The 16,226-nt window shown below is 60.6% G+C and carries 13 protein-coding genes; 5 read left to right on the top strand and 8 right to left on the bottom strand.

Annotated features, from left to right (window positions below):
* Positions 1–46 precede the first annotated feature (46 nt).
* The 3 genes from EKG36_RS08075 to EKG36_RS08085 are packed head-to-tail and all read right to left on the bottom strand — an operon-like array spanning position 47 to position 3,788.
* The gene (locus EKG36_RS08075; RefSeq protein WP_126482880.1) at positions 47–472 is read right to left on the bottom strand and encodes a DUF6262 family protein; all 426 of its coding nucleotides are present in this window, start codon (positions 470–472) and stop codon (positions 47–49) included.
* Positions 469–2,589 carry a tyrosine-type recombinase/integrase gene (locus EKG36_RS08080; protein WP_126482882.1) on the bottom strand — a complete coding sequence of 707 codons (2,121 nt, stop codon included), beginning with the start codon at positions 2,587–2,589 and terminating at the stop codon, positions 469–471. Before EKG36_RS08080 ends, EKG36_RS08075 begins: the two co-directional genes overlap by 4 nt.
* Positions 2,580–3,788 (bottom strand): tyrosine-type recombinase/integrase, encoded by a 1,209-nt coding sequence (locus EKG36_RS08085; protein ID WP_246007458.1) that lies wholly within the window; start codon positions 3,786–3,788, stop codon positions 2,580–2,582. Before EKG36_RS08085 ends, EKG36_RS08080 begins: the two co-directional genes overlap by 10 nt.
* 278 nt (positions 3,789–4,066) lie before the next feature.
* Here EKG36_RS08085 and EKG36_RS08090 point away from each other — a divergent pair, with 278 nt between their 5' ends.
* From EKG36_RS08090 to EKG36_RS08100, 3 genes are read left to right on the top strand one after another with little or no spacing between them, the layout of a single operon-like run.
* The gene (locus EKG36_RS08090; protein WP_126482884.1) at positions 4,067–4,627 is read left to right on the top strand and encodes a DUF3833 domain-containing protein; all 561 of its coding nucleotides are present in this window, start codon (positions 4,067–4,069) and stop codon (positions 4,625–4,627) included.
* Positions 4,628–4,687: 60 nt separating this feature from the next.
* Positions 4,688–6,094, top strand: coding sequence for an ATPase domain-containing protein (locus EKG36_RS08095; RefSeq protein WP_126482886.1), 1,407 nt, complete (start codon positions 4,688–4,690; stop codon positions 6,092–6,094).
* Complete coding sequence (locus EKG36_RS08100; protein ID WP_126482888.1) at positions 6,091–7,803, top strand: putative bifunctional diguanylate cyclase/phosphodiesterase; 1,713 nt, start codon at positions 6,091–6,093, stop codon at positions 7,801–7,803. Before EKG36_RS08095 ends, EKG36_RS08100 begins: the two co-directional genes overlap by 4 nt.
* 87 nt (positions 7,804–7,890) lie before the next feature.
* On the opposite strand, the gene EKG36_RS08105 is transcribed toward EKG36_RS08100, so the two are convergent.
* From EKG36_RS08105 to gorA, 5 genes are all read right to left on the bottom strand, one after another.
* Positions 7,891–8,913, bottom strand: a complete 1,023-nt coding sequence (locus EKG36_RS08105; protein ID WP_185827514.1) for a tyrosine-type recombinase/integrase — start codon at positions 8,911–8,913, stop codon at positions 7,891–7,893.
* A gap of 634 nt (positions 8,914–9,547) precedes the next feature.
* Complete coding sequence (locus EKG36_RS08110) at positions 9,548–9,961, bottom strand: ectoine synthase (protein WP_126482892.1); 414 nt, start codon at positions 9,959–9,961, stop codon at positions 9,548–9,550.
* Between the two features lie 106 nt (positions 9,962–10,067).
* Positions 10,068–11,333 (bottom strand): diaminobutyrate--2-oxoglutarate transaminase, encoded by a 1,266-nt coding sequence (ectB, locus tag EKG36_RS08115; protein ID WP_126482893.1) that lies wholly within the window; start codon positions 11,331–11,333, stop codon positions 10,068–10,070.
* A gap of 82 nt (positions 11,334–11,415) precedes the next feature.
* A complete protein-coding gene (ectA, locus tag EKG36_RS08120) occupies positions 11,416–11,994 on the bottom strand; it encodes a diaminobutyrate acetyltransferase (RefSeq protein ID WP_126482895.1) in 579 nt (192 codons plus the stop codon).
* A gap of 252 nt (positions 11,995–12,246) precedes the next feature.
* Positions 12,247–13,608, bottom strand: a complete 1,362-nt coding sequence (gene gorA / locus EKG36_RS08125) for a glutathione-disulfide reductase (protein ID WP_246007459.1) — start codon at positions 13,606–13,608, stop codon at positions 12,247–12,249.
* 149 nt (positions 13,609–13,757) lie between these two features.
* Between gorA and can the strand changes: the two genes are divergently transcribed.
* Positions 13,758–14,411: a carbonate dehydratase gene (can, locus tag EKG36_RS08130; RefSeq protein ID WP_126482899.1), complete on the top strand. Its 654-nt coding sequence runs from the start codon at positions 13,758–13,760 to the stop codon at positions 14,409–14,411.
* Between the two features lie 175 nt (positions 14,412–14,586).
* A complete protein-coding gene (locus EKG36_RS08135; protein WP_126482901.1) occupies positions 14,587–16,164 on the top strand; it encodes an ABC transporter substrate-binding protein in 1,578 nt (525 codons plus the stop codon).
* Positions 16,165–16,226 lie beyond the last annotated feature (62 nt).

The following is a 16,226-nucleotide window of genomic DNA, read 5'->3' on the forward strand; positions in this document are numbered from 1 at the left end:
TCCCTCCAGTTGGTTAAGCTCTGCATAAACTAAGTATTGTTGTAATTTATCTTGAGCTTGCTGAGATCCAATTTTTCCTGAAATGTTCAGATCTTCCGCGCTCTTTCTCAAGCTCTTGCTTAAGCCGAAAATTTTCCTTTCGAATAGAACTAAGATCCTGCTTCAAACGATCCACCTTGTTGCGCAACACAGCCTCTATATGACGGTATTCCTCAGGAGTGCGTGAAGGGACGGTCACGCCATCTATCTCTGATGAAGATGAACGTGCATTATCACGCTCAGCTGATATGGATTCCTTGAAATTATTATATAGGTACTGCCTGCTAACCCCGGCGAGAGCAGCAATGTCTTTAAATGTTATGGCCTCATTACGCTCTTTCAAAGTCGCAATAGCTTCCTCTACAGCACGACGCTTCCGCAAACTTCGTTCTTCTCTAGCCTTAGCGAGGCCTTCAGTGGCTTTGTCGCTCATTCGACAAACTCCAGCTTTATCTGTTTGGCTTTCTGTTCAGCACCTTTGTAGATGCCGTCTTCTTCTATGGCTGAAACGATTTTGCCTAAAGAGTCGTAGACTTCTTTGTTCTTTCTGAGGCGTCGGCCTGTGATTTCTGACATTCTTGTTTTTCCTGACTCTGCAAGCTCTTGGGATTCTTCTTGCTGCTCTTGAATGAGAGCGTCAATGGCAAGTTTTTCAGACTTAAAAAATTCAACATCTTTTGCATCAGCCCTGAAATGTTTACATGTATAGCATGCGTTGGCGTGTTCACACCAATCGCCAATTTGAGCAGGCATTGAACAAGCTCCGCCACAGACACGAGTGGCTGCTAGTTGCTCCTTTCTGACAAGAAGCTCACCAATTTTATCATCGACACTGCCATGTATCGTAAAGAACCTTCCGCTACCTTTTTCCAGGAGAGCTTTTTTCTTCAATTCAAGTCTGTTGTTGACATAAACCGTCGCCATATCAGGACTGGTATGGCCAAGCTCCATCATGATATTAAGAATATCATGGCCGTTTTGTGCTAAAGATGTGCCCATTGTATGGCGAAGAGGATGCCAAGAAAAGGTGAGGGGGTTGCCTTCATCATCTCTCACCTGTTGACTTACAACTTTTTTCTTTATCTCACTCGCAGTCCAGTGTTGAGACACAAAACTTTCCCGAGTTCCCGTGACGTAAGGAAAAAGATACTTTGTTGGGCTGCCATGCTTCTGAACTATAGACTTCCTCTGTTCTTCAATGACTTTTATTAATGCCGCGTGAGATTTGTCGCTTTTGGAAAGCGGTTTTCTGTTCCACTTCCTGACCTTGTTCTGCCAGAAGTGGAGGATCATAAAGTTATCATCATCCGGATCATCCTTAAGGCAATCAAAGAGAACTGAATGGCCATCCTCAGCGCGCATGCCCGTGGCAAGGATTAGTATAAATATTTGAGGGATAGGGGAGGGGGCATCCTTGACAGCCATCTGAAGCTCGTCAATGATGCGCTGCGAGTAGGAGCGTCCCACGCCTTCGTTCGCATATCCTATTCGCCCCAGCCCTTCTTTATAGTGTGTCTTCTTGATTTTCTTGACTGCTCTTTTGGATACTGACAAAGAAGGCCATTTGTCAGAGAATTCCCTTGAGGCCGTTTGTAGCATCGCCACAGTGTCTGTAAACCAGTTTTTCCCAGATAAGCCTTTCCTATTACCCCATGCTAAATACTCATCTTCGATCAGCTCATCTGATATAAGAGCAGGAGAGGGGGTCTCAAATTTCTCGTGCATGAAGTCGCGGAAATTTATAAACCTTCCCATGTAACCAACAAGTGTGCTTGGGGCTAACTCACCATGCTGAATCTTTTTTATGACATGAAAGCGGACAGCATCACGCAACCATTCAGGGTAACGGTAAAAATTAAGGTACTTGTCTCTGGTACGCTGTGTGTCTTTGAATCTGTAGTCATCTTCGCTATAAATATCGTTGAGGTAGACAATCATTCGCCTCTGAAGAGGCTTGAATTGCTCCCTCTGCATTATAATGTTTTTGTGGATATCGCCAGCAACTGTAATTCGTGCTGGAAGATACTCCTTTTCAACAATGCTGTTGTCACTAACATAGCTCTGCTTGATTTTCTTTCTTTTAGAATTGTTCGAGTATCTCGAAAAAATATCTAAAAGTTCAGCGTTATGTTTTCTGGTAGTTTTTTCTTCGCTGCTCGAGGTATAACGAGTTGTGAACTCAGGGTGGGGTATATCTGCCAGGCAAGAAACTCCAAAGCGATTGGATATTTCTTTCCAGTCGGTGTTTAGCCATCTCATTGGCAAGCGCCTGCGCTCTACAGAAGAACGAGAGTTGTTGCGTTCATCTGAAAGAAATTTTGCCCAATAGCATTTCAGCTCAAGTTGTGGTGTCAGCGGCAGCCCGGTAAATTCAATAGGTCTGTTTATCCCAACGTGTTCATTCGTAAAGACTTCAATGTCTTTTACAAATCCGTCATCCCACACGTCATTAAAAAACAGTTTGCTGTCATAGGTTTCAATTTTTGCCAAGAGCTGCTCATCATACAAAACCTGGCTGTCGGCACTTCCCTGAATTACCTTTAGATCCATTTTACGCCTCTGTCAGTGATATGTGGCAACTTCCTGAATTCTTCGAGGCGTTTTTCCAGCTTTTCTGGGCCCGTCAGATGAAGCTTTCGCATCTCATGGCTAAACAAATGTTTATAAAAATCCATGGTTGTCTGTGGACTTGCGTGCCCCAGGCGATCCGCTACTTCGAGTAGTCCATAGCCGTCGACAATGGCTTCACTGGCATGCGTGTGCCTGAAATGATGCCAGGTGAAAGCCACAGCTGTTCGTTGCTTTAAGTAGTTCTTTAGATTCTCTGCATAACTACGGGAAAGGGCACGTCCAATGCTGCCTCGCTGAATATTACAAAATACATATTCGGTGCCCGCTTCAAAAGCGTCTTGATACTCATCGCTTGTGATGAAGTCTTCATACATATCGAGCAGGTAGTCCATGACCGGAATGGCACGAACACGTTGTCCCTTAGCCCTGGCACCATTCTCATTGTCGTCCCTAGGGATGATCCATATGATCTTGTCTTCGAGGTCAATGTCTGTGTGACGGAGCCCCAGAGCTTCGCCAATGCGCATCCCTGTGTTGTAGAGCAATGTCACCAGAAAAGCATCTCTCAGCCTATGGCAAGCTTTGATGAGTAATAGGACACTTTCTGGAGACAGGCGCTTTTCAGTGACCTGTTTCTGGATCTTCCCGATGTCACCGCGTAGGTAACGATCTTTCTGCTTGGTTGTGCGCCGGCTGTTGATGTGCTCGAGGAAGGGCTTATAGCTGTTGAGGCCCTGGTGATGCTGTGACTGCGTTCCTCGGACATGCCCGAATGGATCTCGTCCCTGGAGATAGCGATAGAAGGATTTGGTCGCCAAATGCAGCTGGTTTTTCAGCGATGGGGAAAGCTTTTGGAGGGAACGCGCATCAAAGGTTACGAGGTTTTCTGGCGGTGGCTCGTCTTTAGCGCTTAAGGCGTATGGCAGCCACTGAAGGAAGTGATCATAATCGCTCACCGAAATGTCATAGACCGATTTTCCGATCGCGTTGAGATAGCTACCTAGACGAGCCATGTGGCGTGCGTAAGCGACGATCGTATTCGGAGAGAGGTTGGTTTCCTCGAGATGGACGATCCAGTCACGCAGAGGGTCGACGGTACCGCCATCATGATCGAGCACGGTCCACGAGACCGCTGTGTCGCTGTAACGAATTTTGACGAGCCTCATGAGCATCACCATCCATGGAATGCTCCATATTTGACATGGTGAGCATATGAGTCAACCCGAAGGAGCTGATCTCAGCCCTGACACCTTAAGTAGACACAGTTGACATAGACACCCTTGGTGTTCGTATTAACATAATATATATTCTGCGAAGTCCTGGCCGGGAGCATGGCCAAGCCCTCTTAGCCACTATACCTCACGTCAGCCATCTGGCCCCGGTTGGCGAACCGAATGGTGGCGGCCAGGTTTATGGGCTAGGATATCTTTGACATATCCATTACAGGAAAAGGCGGATGTACAAGACGGCTTGGCTGCCACGGACACTGCTAGCATTGCTGGCCACGATGTTGCTCCTGGCCGGTTGCAGCAGCGTGGAGATCGAGCGCTATGCCGGGACCACTCCCCGGCTCGATATCGCGGAGTACTTCGTCGGCGAGACACGAGCCTGGGGCATGGTCCAGGACTACAGTGGCGAGGTGCAGCGTCGCTTCACCGTCGATATCCAGGGCCGACTGGACGGCAATACCCTGGTCCTGGACGAGCGCTTCACCTATGCGGATGGCGACACCGACCGTCGGGTCTGGCGGTTCGAGCGTGCCGGCGAGGATCGCTGGCGTGGCCGCGCCGATGATGTCGAGGGGATCGTCGAGGCCCGCCAGGCCGGCCATGCCTTCCATATGCGTTACCCGCTGGAGGTCCGGGTGGGCGGCCGGGACATCACCTTCACCATGGACGACTGGATGTACCTCCAGCCCGATGCCCGACTGATCAACCGTACCGCCATGACAAAGTTCGGCGTGACCCTGGCGGAGATCACCCTGATCTTCGAACGGCGTGCAGAGACCAAAGAATGACGGATTCAACCCAGCATATCAGGCAGCCTGAATATACTCGGACGATACAAGGTGTTACGCATGGAAGAGACTCGGATCAGCACCGGATGCGGTGGCTTGGATCACATCCTGGGCGGCGGGTTGCCTCCCCGGAAAGCCTACATGCTCAGAGGCGGGCCCGGTCTTGGCAAGACGTCGCTGGGCCTGCAGTTCCTCGCCGCCGCCCGGCACCTCGGCGAGGCGCTGTATATCGGGTTCCAGGAGAGCGAGGCGCATCTTCTTGACAATGCCAGGCGCCAATCCCTGGACATCGCGGGCGTCCATCTGCTGAGCCTGGGGCCAGACGAGACCCTCTTCACGGACCGCCAGCACTATGACATCTTTCATCCTGCGGAGGTGGAACTCGAGCCGCTGGTGCAGCGCATCACCGACGCCATCGACGCCCACCAGCCGCAGACCGTGTTCATCGACTCGATAAACCACCTGAATCTGCTGTTTGCCGATACCTTCCAGTTTCGTGCCCAGATCCTGTCCTTCCTCCGCTATCTGTGCAGTCGAGGCTGCACGGTCATGTTCTCGACGGACGCCGGGAGTCCGGCAGACAGCGAACTGCAGTTTCTCGCCGATGGCGTGATCGAACTCGACGAAGGCTTTCTCCAGGTGCGCAAGCTCAGGGGGGCCTGGTTCATGACCGGACGTCACCAGTACCGGGTCGGCGTGCATGGCCTACAGGCCTTCCCCCATCATCTGCCCCCCGCCGCGAGCATCGCGGCGCCCGTGGGCGAGCCCTTGTCTTCCGGGAGTCCTTGCCTGGACCGCTTGTTGGGGGGAGGCATCGAGCCTGGCACCACCACCCTGATCACCGGGCCCTCGGGTGTCGGCAAGTCGACCCTGGCCGCCAGCTTCGCGCGGCAGGCATCGCGACACGGCCGGGTAGCGATATACCTCTTCGAGGAGGAGCTCCCCTTCTATTTCAAGCGCGCCGATGACCTGGCCATGGGCCTGTCCGCACTGCAGCACGATGGCCTCCTGGCCATCGAGCAGGTGGAGCCGATGCGCTACCTGGCGGACGAGTTCCTGGATAAGGTGCGCCACGAGACCCAGGCGACCGACACGCGACTAGTCGTTCTGGACAGCGTGTCCGGCTTCGAGCTGTCGCTGAACGGCGAGAACCTCAAGGAGCGCGTCCATGCCTTCGCCAAGGGGCTGGCCCGACGCGGTATTTCGGTCCTGCTGATCAACGAGATCCAGGCGATCAGCGGCCCCATGACGTTGACCGAGCGCGGCATCAGCTATCTCGCCGACAATGTGTTGCTTCTCAACTACCGGGAGGAGAACAAGCGAATGGGCAAGATGCTCGGCGTCCTCAAGAAACGCACGGGGAGCTTCGACACGCGTATCTGCCCCTATCGCATCGGCCCGGGCGGGGTTCGGCTTCTCGACGACGAGGTCGAGGCCAGCCTGCTCAATCGCGGAAATCCGTCATGACATCCGCCCAGGCCGCTTCTGCGCTGGGGACAAGCCGGCTGATGCTGCTCATCGAGTCCGCCAGCAACCGGCGGCTGCTCGGCCAGGTGCTCAGGCAGCATTACCAGCCTGTCGAGCCATCCGACGCGAGCTTCCGGCGCGTCGACTGTGATCTGATCATCGCCGATCCCAGGGGGCTGGAGCGCTACCACGCCCGGGTGCGTGAGGCACGATCCATGCAGTTCCCGACGCTTCTTCCGGTCATCCTTCTGGTCACCCGCGGCGAGATTCGCACGCCCCTGGTGCGCTTCCGGGACCTGGTCGACGAATTCGCCGTCCTGCCCGTCGACCGGCTGGAATTCACTACCCGCCTGCACCTCTGGATGCGGGCCCGGCGCCTGGCGCTTAAGCAACGTGACGACCTGGCCTACCTGGTCAACCATGATCGCCTGACAGGGTTGCCGGCTCGGCCGTTGCTGAGCGAATACCTGAACCAGGCTCTGGCGATCGCCGCCGGGGAGGATCAGCAGGTGTGTTTCCAGATTATCGAGGTGTCCGGCAAGACCCTGTTGATGTCCCTCTCGCGCACGGGCCGCGATCAGGCGCTGGTCGAACTGACGAACCGGCTGTCGTCCCTGCTCGATGCCCAGACGCGGCTGGCCCGGCTGGGCGAGGTCCAGTGGGGACTGCTCCATCCCCCCGGCGCCTCGGTCGAGCAGGTCCTGGAACTGGCCCGGGGCAACCGACAGCGCCTGCAGGCTCCCCTGGACATAGACGGCGAGCGGCTCTACCTGTCTCCTCGCATGGGCATCGCCGTGGGCCCGGGTGACGCCCGACATGCCGAGGGGTTGATTGATCGTGCGCGCCAGGCACTAGCGGATGCCGGGGACGGCCCGCCGGCCTTCTTTTCGCCGGACATGCAGCACCAGGCGATGGAGTTCCTGCGCGTGGAGGCCAAGCTACACGAGGCACTCAGCCATGGCGGACTGGAGCTGTGGCTGCAGCCCAAGGTGAGCCTCGATGGACGGCGCTACAGCAAGGCCGTCGAGGCCCTGATCCGCCTGCGCTGTGCCGATGGCCGGCTGCTGCCGCCCGGCATCTTCATCGCCGTGGCCGAGACCACGGGACTGATCCGGGCGCTGTCGCGCTGGGTGATCGAGGAGGCCTGCACGATCCTGGCACGCTGGCACCATGCCGGGACGGGCGTGCCCAGCCTGGCGGTGAACGTGTCGGCCCTCGACCTGGAAGAAGACGACTTCACCGATGTGCTTCTGGAGACCCTGGCTCGACACGCGCTGCCCTGCCATGCCCTGGAACTCGAGCTGACCGAGACGACCCTCTTTGCCATGACCGATCGCAGCCTGGCCGCCCTGAACCGCCTGCGCGAGGCGGGGGTACGTATCGCCATGGATGACTTCGGCACCGGCTACTCGACCCTGAGTTATCTTCACCGCTTGCCCATCGACGTGCTCAAGATCGATCGCGCCTTCGTGCAGGAAGTGCATGACCATCCGGTACGCGCCGGTATCACCAAGGCGATCGTCTCCCTGGCGGAGACCCTGGGCCTGGAGGTCGTCGCCGAAGGTATCGAAAGCGAAGCGGAAGCGGCCTTCCTCACCGAACTCGGCGTGGAGGTCGGCCAGGGGTTCCTCTATGCCAGGCCGATGCCTGAGGCAGAGTTGCTCGCCTGGCTGGACATGGCGCGGCCCTGCGATTCAGGCACTGACTGAAAGGTCCCGCATGGCATGGTGCGGACCGCGGCTGAGTGGCCGGGCGCCCCCGCATCTCGCCTCAGCACACCTCGGCGTCGGAGCAGGCTAGAACATGCCCTTGGCCAGCTCGGCGGCCTTGTGGCGATAGTCGTCCTTCTTGTCGCGCACGTAGGCTTCGGTGGTGGCGGAGTTGGCATGGCCCAGCAGCACCTGCAGCTCCCTGATCGACATGCCCTGATCATGCATCAGGGTGGCGAAGCTGCGACGCAGGTCGTGGGGCGTGACCTCTTCCCCGAGTAGCTGGTGACAACGCTTTCTCGCCTTGTCGAGAATGTAGTTGATCACGCCAAGGGTCAGCCCGTTGTCGCTGATGACGGGAGTCGACCGGTTGTTCCAGTAGGCGCAGAACAGGGCGCCGCTGTCGTAGCCTCGCTCGGTGTCCAGATAGTCGATCAGCTCGCGCCAGACGGGCTCGGGCGGCACCACAAGACGCTCCTTGTTGCCTTTCCCGTGAATATGGACCTCCCGGGTCCTGAAGTTGAGATCCCGGGGAACCATGATCCTGGTGACTTCCTCGCGGCGGATACCCAGGGAGGCCAGGAAGGTGATGATCAGGGCATTGCGTCTCGCGGTCGGGGTGCCATCGGAGGCTGCGGCCTGGATCAGGCCACGCAGGGTGGCAATGTCGTGAGCGCGGCCCGTGGGTTTCTTGGGGTTGCTGGCCGGTCGGATCGCCCGGATTCTCTCGAAGGTGTCGGGGGGCATGGCCTCCATGGCCCATGACTCCTTGGCGGTACCTTTCAGGGCCGCCAGGTAGGCGTTCCGCGTGCTGGCCTTGTAGCCCGCATCCCGCAGGTGAGCGAGGATGAAGTTGATAATCGGCACCCGCAGGTCATGCCAGACGAGATGCTCATAATCCTCGGCGCCAAACAGGCGAGCCACGTGGTTGAGCAGGTAGAGCTTGCTGCGGGCACCGGACGGGGAGTTCTGGGTCTGCAGGTGGACGTGGGCGGGGTTCTCGAGCCTTGGCAGCGGAGTCGACGAGATGCGCATCACGGGGCCACGAGCATCGATGGCGTCGGGACGATGTTGGTGCTCGGCCGGCAGGTGCGAACGGTAGCGAGGCACGGGCCGGCGACCGGCTGGCGCTGTTTCGGTCGCTCGGGATGATGCCGGTCCGAGCACCCCGCCGCTGCCTCGATCGTCCTCTTGGGATCCACTCATGGTATCAGTCCTTGGTCATTCAATGTCGCATATCGGCCTGAAGCGACATGGTCGGTCGAGGCCCACCTGCTCTCTTTCGGGGAGACCGCCTTGCCGCAGCGGGCGGTGCCGCCGCAGGAGAACGTAACAGCATCATTTTACGACTTTTTTCAGGCAAGGCGATGGGCGTGGACGGTCGAGTGCCGATCCGAAGGGGGGAGATAGACGAGTGACGGAGGGGGAAGCGCATCCGGAATCCGCAAGGACGCCTGGATGACATGCACGCGCGCGGCGTGGCGATGACGGATATGACAGGATGCCGTGGCCAGGCTAAGCTTCGGGAAGTCAGCAGATGAATCAAATTGATCATAACGTCAATTATGTTCAAATTGATTCATCTTGCTCGCACCCCGCCACCTGCCGCGTGCCGGTATCAAGCCTCGGGCCTCATGCCGGCCCTTATCGCCTGTCGGCGGCGTCGATGGCGCATTGCCCGGCCGGGTCCCGTCGGCGATCACGATCGCCGACGGGACCCGCCAAACGGCGGGGACGGCGCCCTTTAGAGCGGGGTCTGGTCGTCCGGCTCGTTGGCCGGCGCGTAGGAGCCATCCTCGCGATGCACTTCCGTGCCGGTCAGCCCCGGGGTGAACACGCAGGCCAGGTGCATGGTCTTGCTGGCCCGCAGCAGGTGCTCGTCGTGCTGGTCGAGGATATAGATGTCACCCGGCTTGATCGGCCAGATCTTGCCGTCGGCCAGGGTCTCGACCTCGCCTTCCCCTTCCATGCAGAACACCGCCTCGAAGTGGTGCTTGTAGTGGATATGGGTCTCGGTGCCGGCGTAGATGCGGGTGATGTGGAACGAGCAGTTGCCGCCGTCATCGGCCAGCGACAGACGCGTGCTGTCCCAGTTGCCGTTCTCGGCCCTGACCAGGCGACCCCCTTGGCGGGCTTCCTCGAGATTGCGAACGATCATGTAGGCTCTCCGGTAGTGTCATGACGGGGCGGCCACGGCGGCGCCGCAGCCGACCAATGAGCTGGCCACCGGGCCGTTGGTGCCGGCCCGGCGGCCAATCAGCATATCAGCTGAGGGCCTGCTTGGCGCTGGCCTCCAGGATGTCGAGTCCCTCGAGGAGATCCTCGTCGGTGATGGTCAGCGGACACAGGCACTTGACCACCTCGCCGTCCTGGCCGCTGGTCTCGATGACCAGGCCGTTCTCGAAGGCCTTGGCGGTGATCTTGTCGGCGATGTCGCCGGAGCCGACGTCGATGCCGCGCATCAGGCCGCGCCCGCGCTCGGAGGCGTCGATGCCCTGCTCGGTCAGCCAGGCGGCGAGCTTCTGGAAGCGGTCGGCGACCACCCTCCCCTTGCGCTGGACATCGCGCTCGAAGGTGTCGTCGCTCCAGTACTTGCGCAGGGTGGCCGCGGCGGTGGTGAAGGCCAGGTTGAAGCCGCGGAAGGTGCCGTTGTACTGGCCGGGCTTCCACTTGTCGAGCTCGGGGCGCATCAGCACGTGGGCGAAGGGCAGCCCGAAGCCGGACAGCGACTTGGAGTTGGTGACGATATCCGGGGTGACACCGGCGTGCTCGAAGCTGAAGAACTTGCCGGTACGGCCGCAGCCGGCCTGGATGTCATCGACGATCAGCAGGATGTCGTGGGCCCGGCAGATGCCTTCCAGGCGCTTGAGCCACTCCAGGCCGGAAACGTTGATGCCGCCCTCGCCCTGCACCGTCTCGACGATGACCGCGGCCGGCACGTCGAGGCCGCCGGACTTGTCGCCGAGCAGCTTCTCGAAGTAGTCCAGAGTATCGGTGCCCTCGCCCATGTAGCCGTCGAACGGCAGGAAGGACGCGCCCTGGGTCGGGATGCCGCCGGTGGCCTCGCGGAACTTGCGATTGCCGGTGGTGGCCAGCGCCCCCATGGTCACGCCATGGAAGCCGTTGGTGAAGGTCACGATGTTGTGGCGTCCCTTGGCCACCCGGGCCAGGCGGATCGCCGCCTCGACGGCGTTGGTACCGGTCGGTCCCGGGAAGTGGACCTTGTACTCCAGGCCCCGCGGCTTGAGGATCACCTCTTCCAGGGTCTCGAGGTAGTCGCGCTTGGCGGCGGTCCAGAAGTCCAGCCCGTGGACGATGCCGTCGGAGGCCAGGTAGTCGACCAGTGCCTGCTTGATGTGCGGGTTGTTGTGGCCGTAGTTGAGGGTCCCGGCGCCGGCCAGGAAATCGATGTACTCGCGCCCGTCCTCGTCGGTCAGACGGGCGTTCTGTGCCTTGGTGAAGACGACCGGAAAGGAGCGTGAATAGGTCCGGACATCGGATTCCATGCGTTCGAGGGTCTGGGTCTGCATTGCGACCTCCTGTCGGGGAAAAACGGCGGATAAAGGGGTGCCGTGCCGGCCCGCTTGGGGGCCGGCGCTGCAACATCGGGTATCAGATCTGGTCGGTCTGGAAGGGACCGATGCGGACGAGGTTCTCGGGGTCGTGTTCGCCGCCGAGCTGGTCGGTGGAGAAGTACTCGCGGCTGTTGAGCGGTGCCTGCCAGCGATCGGCGAGGCGCCGGAAGAGCCCCCAGGATGCCTGGTTGTCGGGGGTGATGGTGGTCTCGAGGTGATGCACCTCGACCATCTCCGGGCGACTCATCACGGCCTCGACCAGGCGCCTGGCCAGGCCGGTGCCGCGGGCCTTCTCGCCCACCGCGACCTGCCACAGGAAGTAGGTGTCCGGGGCATTGCTCTTCACGTAGCCGGAGACGAAGCCGACGATCTCGCCCTCCTCGTTGGTGGCCACGGCACAGCTGTCGCGGAACTGGGTCGCCAGCAGCAGGTAGGCATAGGCGGAGTTGACATCCAGCGGGGGGCAGGACTTGACCAGTTCGTAGATCCCCCAGCCGTCGTCGGGGCTGGGCTTGCGGATGAACAGCGGCGTGGCCTGATGGCCGACCACGGCATCGGCCACGCTGGGCCTGGCCAGGTCGGCGGAGGGAATGAAGGGCTCGGTTGTTGCGTTCATTGTGGTGTTCGCTGTAGCGAATTTGAGGGGCATCATAACAGCCGCTTACCTCCATTTCAAAAAGCAGGTTATCCTGCTGCCGACAAACCATAATACGGAATTATAGTATGCCGTGGACTTCCCGGAAGGCACGGCCCTTTTCCAGTCTAGTCCACTCCGCGAATGCCATGCCCCCAACGCAAGCGGGCCACCCTGATGAGGGTGGCCCGCTGGAGTGACGAGGCGATGACAGCCTCGCCGGCCGGGGATCGCTCAGCGTCGCGTGGGACTGCGCATGGTCACGAACTCCTCGGCCCCGGTGGGATGGATGCCCACGGTCTGGTCGAACTGCGCCTTGGTCAGCCCGGCGCGCACGGCGATGGCGATGCCCTGGATCACCTCGCCGGCCTCCTCGCCGACCATATGGGCACCCATCACCACGTCGCTGGCGTCATCGACGATCAGCTTCATCAGGCAGCGTTCGCTGCTGCCGGACAGGGTGTGCTTCATGGGCCGGAAGTCCGCCGTGTAGACCCGGATGGCTCCGCACTGCGCGCGAGCCTCTTCCTCCGACAGGCCCACGGTGCCGATGTTGGGATGACAGAAGACCGCCGTGGCGATCCGCGCGTAGTCCAGCGGCTCGGGCGTCGTCTCGCCATAGTGGTGCTCGACCAGCTGCATGGCCTCGGCCAGCGCCACCGGCGTCAACTCGGGACCGCCGATGACATCGCCCAGCGCCAGGATCGAGGGCACCGAGGTCTCGAACCGCTCGTTGACGCGCAGGCTGCCATCGGGGGTGGTCGCCAGGTCGAACTGGTCGAGCCCCAGCCCTTCGAGATGGGGGCGCCGGCCGGTGGCGGCGAGGACGGCATCCACCTCCAGGGTCTCGCCGTTGGTCAGGGTCACCTTGAGCCCGCCGGCGACCTTCTCGATGGCCTCGATGTTGGCCTCGAAATGCAGGTTGACGCCCTTCTTGGCCATCTCGTCGCGGGTGAACTCGCGCACCTCGCGATCGAAGCCGCGCAGGAACAGCTCGCCGCGATACACCAGGTGGGACTCGCTGCCCAGCCCGTTGAAGATGCTGGCGAACTCCACGGCGATATAGCCGCCGCCCAGCACCAGGAAGCGCTCGGGGAAGGTGTCGAGATCGAAGACCTGGTTGGAATTGAGGGTCAGCTCGCTGCCCGGGAAGTCCGGGACCCAGGGCCAGCCACCCACGGCGACCAGGATCTTCTCCGCGCTGATGGTCTCGCCGGCCACCACGACGTGGTGTGGATCGAGCACCTTCGCCCGGCCATTGATCAGCCGCACCCCGGCATTATCCAGCAGGCGGCCATAGATGCCGTTGAGGCGCTTGATCTCGCCGATCTTGTTGTCGCGCAGGGTCGGCCAGTCGAACTCGGGGGCGCTGGACAGCTGCCAGCCGAAGCCGCCGGCATCCTCGAAGGCCTCGTGGAAGTGCGCCGCATAGGAGTACAGCTTCTTGGGCACGCAGCCCACGTTGACGCAGGTGCCGCCCAGGTAACGGTCCTCGGCCACGGCGACCCGGGCCCCGGTGGCGGCGGCGGTACGGGCAGCGCGCACGCCGCCGGAACCCGCCCCGATGACGAAGAGGTCATAATCGTACTCGGACACAGGGATCTCCTGAGAAGTGGGTGAGCGTGAAGTGGCAGCGATCATACCAGCCGCCGGCAACGCCAGGGAGGCCCGCGGCCATTGACCCACGCTATGCCGGTAATAAAAAATGCTAACAGTCAGATGGCTTGTTCATAAGAGACCTCACCATGAAAACCGAAATGAAGCAGCTGCTCGAGCGCAACCGCGACTGGGCGGAAAGCGTGAGCCGCCAGGATCCCGACTTCTTCGCCCGCCTCTCCCAGCAGCAGAATCCCGATTACCTGTGGATCGGCTGCTCCGACTCCCGCGTGCCGGCCAACCAGATCATCGACCTGCCCCCCGGCGAGGTGTTCGTCCACCGCAACGTCGCCAACCTGCTTCATCACAACGACATGAACGCCCTCTCGGTGGTGCAGTTCGCCGTGGACGTGCTCAAGGTCAAGCACATCATGATCGTCGGCCACTATGGCTGCGGCGGCGTCAAGGCCGCGGTCACCGGCGGCGAGTGCGGTATCGTCGACTACTGGCTGCACTCGGTGCGCGAGCTCTACAGCCTGCATCGCCCGACTCTCGAGCACCTGCCGCTGGAGCAACAGGTCGACCGCATGTGCGAACTCAACGTCCAGGCCCAGGTCAACAACCTGTGTCGCACCAAGATCATCCAGCGCGCCTGGCAACGCGGCCAGCCGCTTGCCGTGCACGGCTGGGTCTACGGCCTGAACGACGGCCGGATCACCGACCTGGAGTGCAGCGTCACCGGTCTCGACCAGGTCTCCACCCTGTATCGGATCGATCGCGTGGCGCCGTCGAGCGACGATTGACCTCCCCCCGCGCCCGGCGACTCATTCGTCGGGCGCATGACGCCTGTCATATTTTCGATTGTGTTATTCCCGCGTTCCTCTCTATCTTGAGGGCTGGACCAAAACGGCCGTTTGCCTCGTCGGCAGGTGCCGGCGAGACAACGCCAACAACAATCCATCCGGCATGGAACGACACATGACAATCAAGAAGACTCTGCTGGCAAGCGTCATCGGCGCCGCCATGACCACCGCGGCGCTCACCCCGGCCGTCGCCCAGGCCGAGACCACCCTGCGCATGGCCTACGACGCCGACCCGGTCTCGCTCGATATCCACGAGCAGCTGTCCGGCGGCATCCTGCAGCTCTCCCACATGACCTTCGACCCGCTGGTGCGCTGGACCCAGGACCTCGAGTTCGAGCCGCGCCTGGCCAGCGACTGGGAGCAGGTCGATCCCACCACCATGCGCATGACCCTGCGCGAGGGAGTCAGCTTCCACAGCGGCAATCCGTTCACCGCCGAGGACGTGGTGTGGACCGTCGAGCGCCTCAAGCGCAGCCCGGACTTCAAGGCGATCTTCGAGCCGATCGCCGAGGTCACCGCCGTCGACGAGCACACGGTAGAGTTCACCACTGCCAAGCCCTATCCGCTGCTGCTGAACCTGGCCACCTACATCTTCCCGATGGACAGCGAGTTCTATGCCGGCAGTGACGCCGACGGCGATCCCAAGGACGAGATCGTCAAGAACGGCAACTCCTACGCCTCGCGCCACCTGTCCGGTACGGGGCCCTTCGAGGTCACCGATCGCCAGCAGGGGGTGCGAATCGCCTTCGAGCGTAACGCGGACTACTGGGACGAGAGTTCCCCGGGCAACGTCGACAAGATCGTCATGACCCCGATCAGCGAGAACGCCACCCGCGTCGCCGCCCTGCTCTCCGGCGACGTTGACTTCATCGCCCCGGTGCCGCCCAACGACCTGGAGCGCATCCGCGAGGACGAGGACGTCGAGCTGGTCACCATGTCCGGCACCCGGATCATCCTCTTTCACATGAACCAGGAGCGCGTCGAGGCCTTCCAGGATCCTCGGGTCCGCCAGGCCTTCGCCTATGCCATCAACCAGGAGGGCATCGCCGACCGCCTGATGAAGGGCTTCGCTACCCCGGCCGCCCAGTTCTCGCCGCAGGGCTACGCGGGCCACGTGGAGAGCCTCGAGCCGCGCTATGACCTCGAGAAGGCCCAGCAGCTGATGACCGAGGCCGGTTACGAGGACGGCTTCTCGATCACCATGATGGCGCCCAACAACCGCTACGTGAACGATGCCAAGATCGCCCAGGCGGTGGCCGCCATGCTGGCGCGCATCAACGTCAGCGTGGACCTCAAGACCCTGCCCAAGGCTCAGTACTGGGGCGAGTACGACGACCGCGTCGCCGACATGATGATGATCGGCTGGCATGCCGACACCGAGGACTCGGCGAACTTCCACGAGTACCTCACCCAGTGTCCGGACGCCGACACCGGGGCCGGCCAGTACAACGCCGGCAACTACTGCAATCCGGAACTCGACCAGCTCATCGCCGAGGCCAACCTTGAGGTCGACCTCGAGAAGCGTGCCGAGATGCTCCAGCAGGTCGAGCAGCAGCTCCATGACGACGCGGCCTTCATCCCGCTGCACTGGCAGGACCTGGCCTGGGCCTCCGCCGACCACGTCGACATCGAGCCGGTCCTCAACGTGATGAACTTCCCCTATCTCGGGGACCTGGTCATCGAGGACGAGTGACGCCTCCCTCGCCGGCAGCCTGCCGGCGAGTCTCCAACCCTGACCCGGTGGCGCGCTCGGGA

The organism is Halomonas nitroreducens, assembly GCF_003966155.1.
In the GTDB taxonomy this organism is placed as follows: Bacteria; Pseudomonadota; Gammaproteobacteria; order Pseudomonadales; family Halomonadaceae; genus Halomonas; species Halomonas nitroreducens.

Excerpts from the sequence above, each read along its gene's own strand:
- EKG36_RS08075 (WP_126482880.1), bottom strand. The coding sequence starts at position 472 with ATGAGCGACAAAGCCACTGAAGGCCTCGCTAAGGCTAGAGAAGAACGA.
- EKG36_RS08080 (WP_126482882.1), bottom strand. The coding sequence starts at position 2,589 with ATGGATCTAAAGGTAATTCAGGGAAGTGCCGACAGCCAGGTTTTGTAT.
- EKG36_RS08085 (WP_246007458.1), bottom strand. The coding sequence starts at position 3,788 with ATGGTGATGCTCATGAGGCTCGTCAAAATTCGTTACAGCGACACAGCG.
- EKG36_RS08090 (WP_126482884.1), top strand. The coding sequence starts at position 4,067 with ATGTACAAGACGGCTTGGCTGCCACGGACACTGCTAGCATTGCTGGCC.
- EKG36_RS08095 (WP_126482886.1), top strand. The coding sequence starts at position 4,688 with ATGGAAGAGACTCGGATCAGCACCGGATGCGGTGGCTTGGATCACATC.
- EKG36_RS08100 (WP_126482888.1), top strand. The coding sequence starts at position 6,091 with ATGACATCCGCCCAGGCCGCTTCTGCGCTGGGGACAAGCCGGCTGATG.
- EKG36_RS08110 (WP_126482892.1), bottom strand. The coding sequence starts at position 9,961 with ATGATCGTTCGCAATCTCGAGGAAGCCCGCCAAGGGGGTCGCCTGGTC.
- ectB (WP_126482893.1), bottom strand. The coding sequence starts at position 11,333 with ATGCAGACCCAGACCCTCGAACGCATGGAATCCGATGTCCGGACCTAT.
- ectA (WP_126482895.1), bottom strand. The coding sequence starts at position 11,994 with ATGAACGCAACAACCGAGCCCTTCATTCCCTCCGCCGACCTGGCCAGG.
- can (WP_126482899.1), top strand. The coding sequence starts at position 13,758 with ATGAAAACCGAAATGAAGCAGCTGCTCGAGCGCAACCGCGACTGGGCG.
- EKG36_RS08135 (WP_126482901.1), top strand. The coding sequence starts at position 14,587 with ATGACAATCAAGAAGACTCTGCTGGCAAGCGTCATCGGCGCCGCCATG.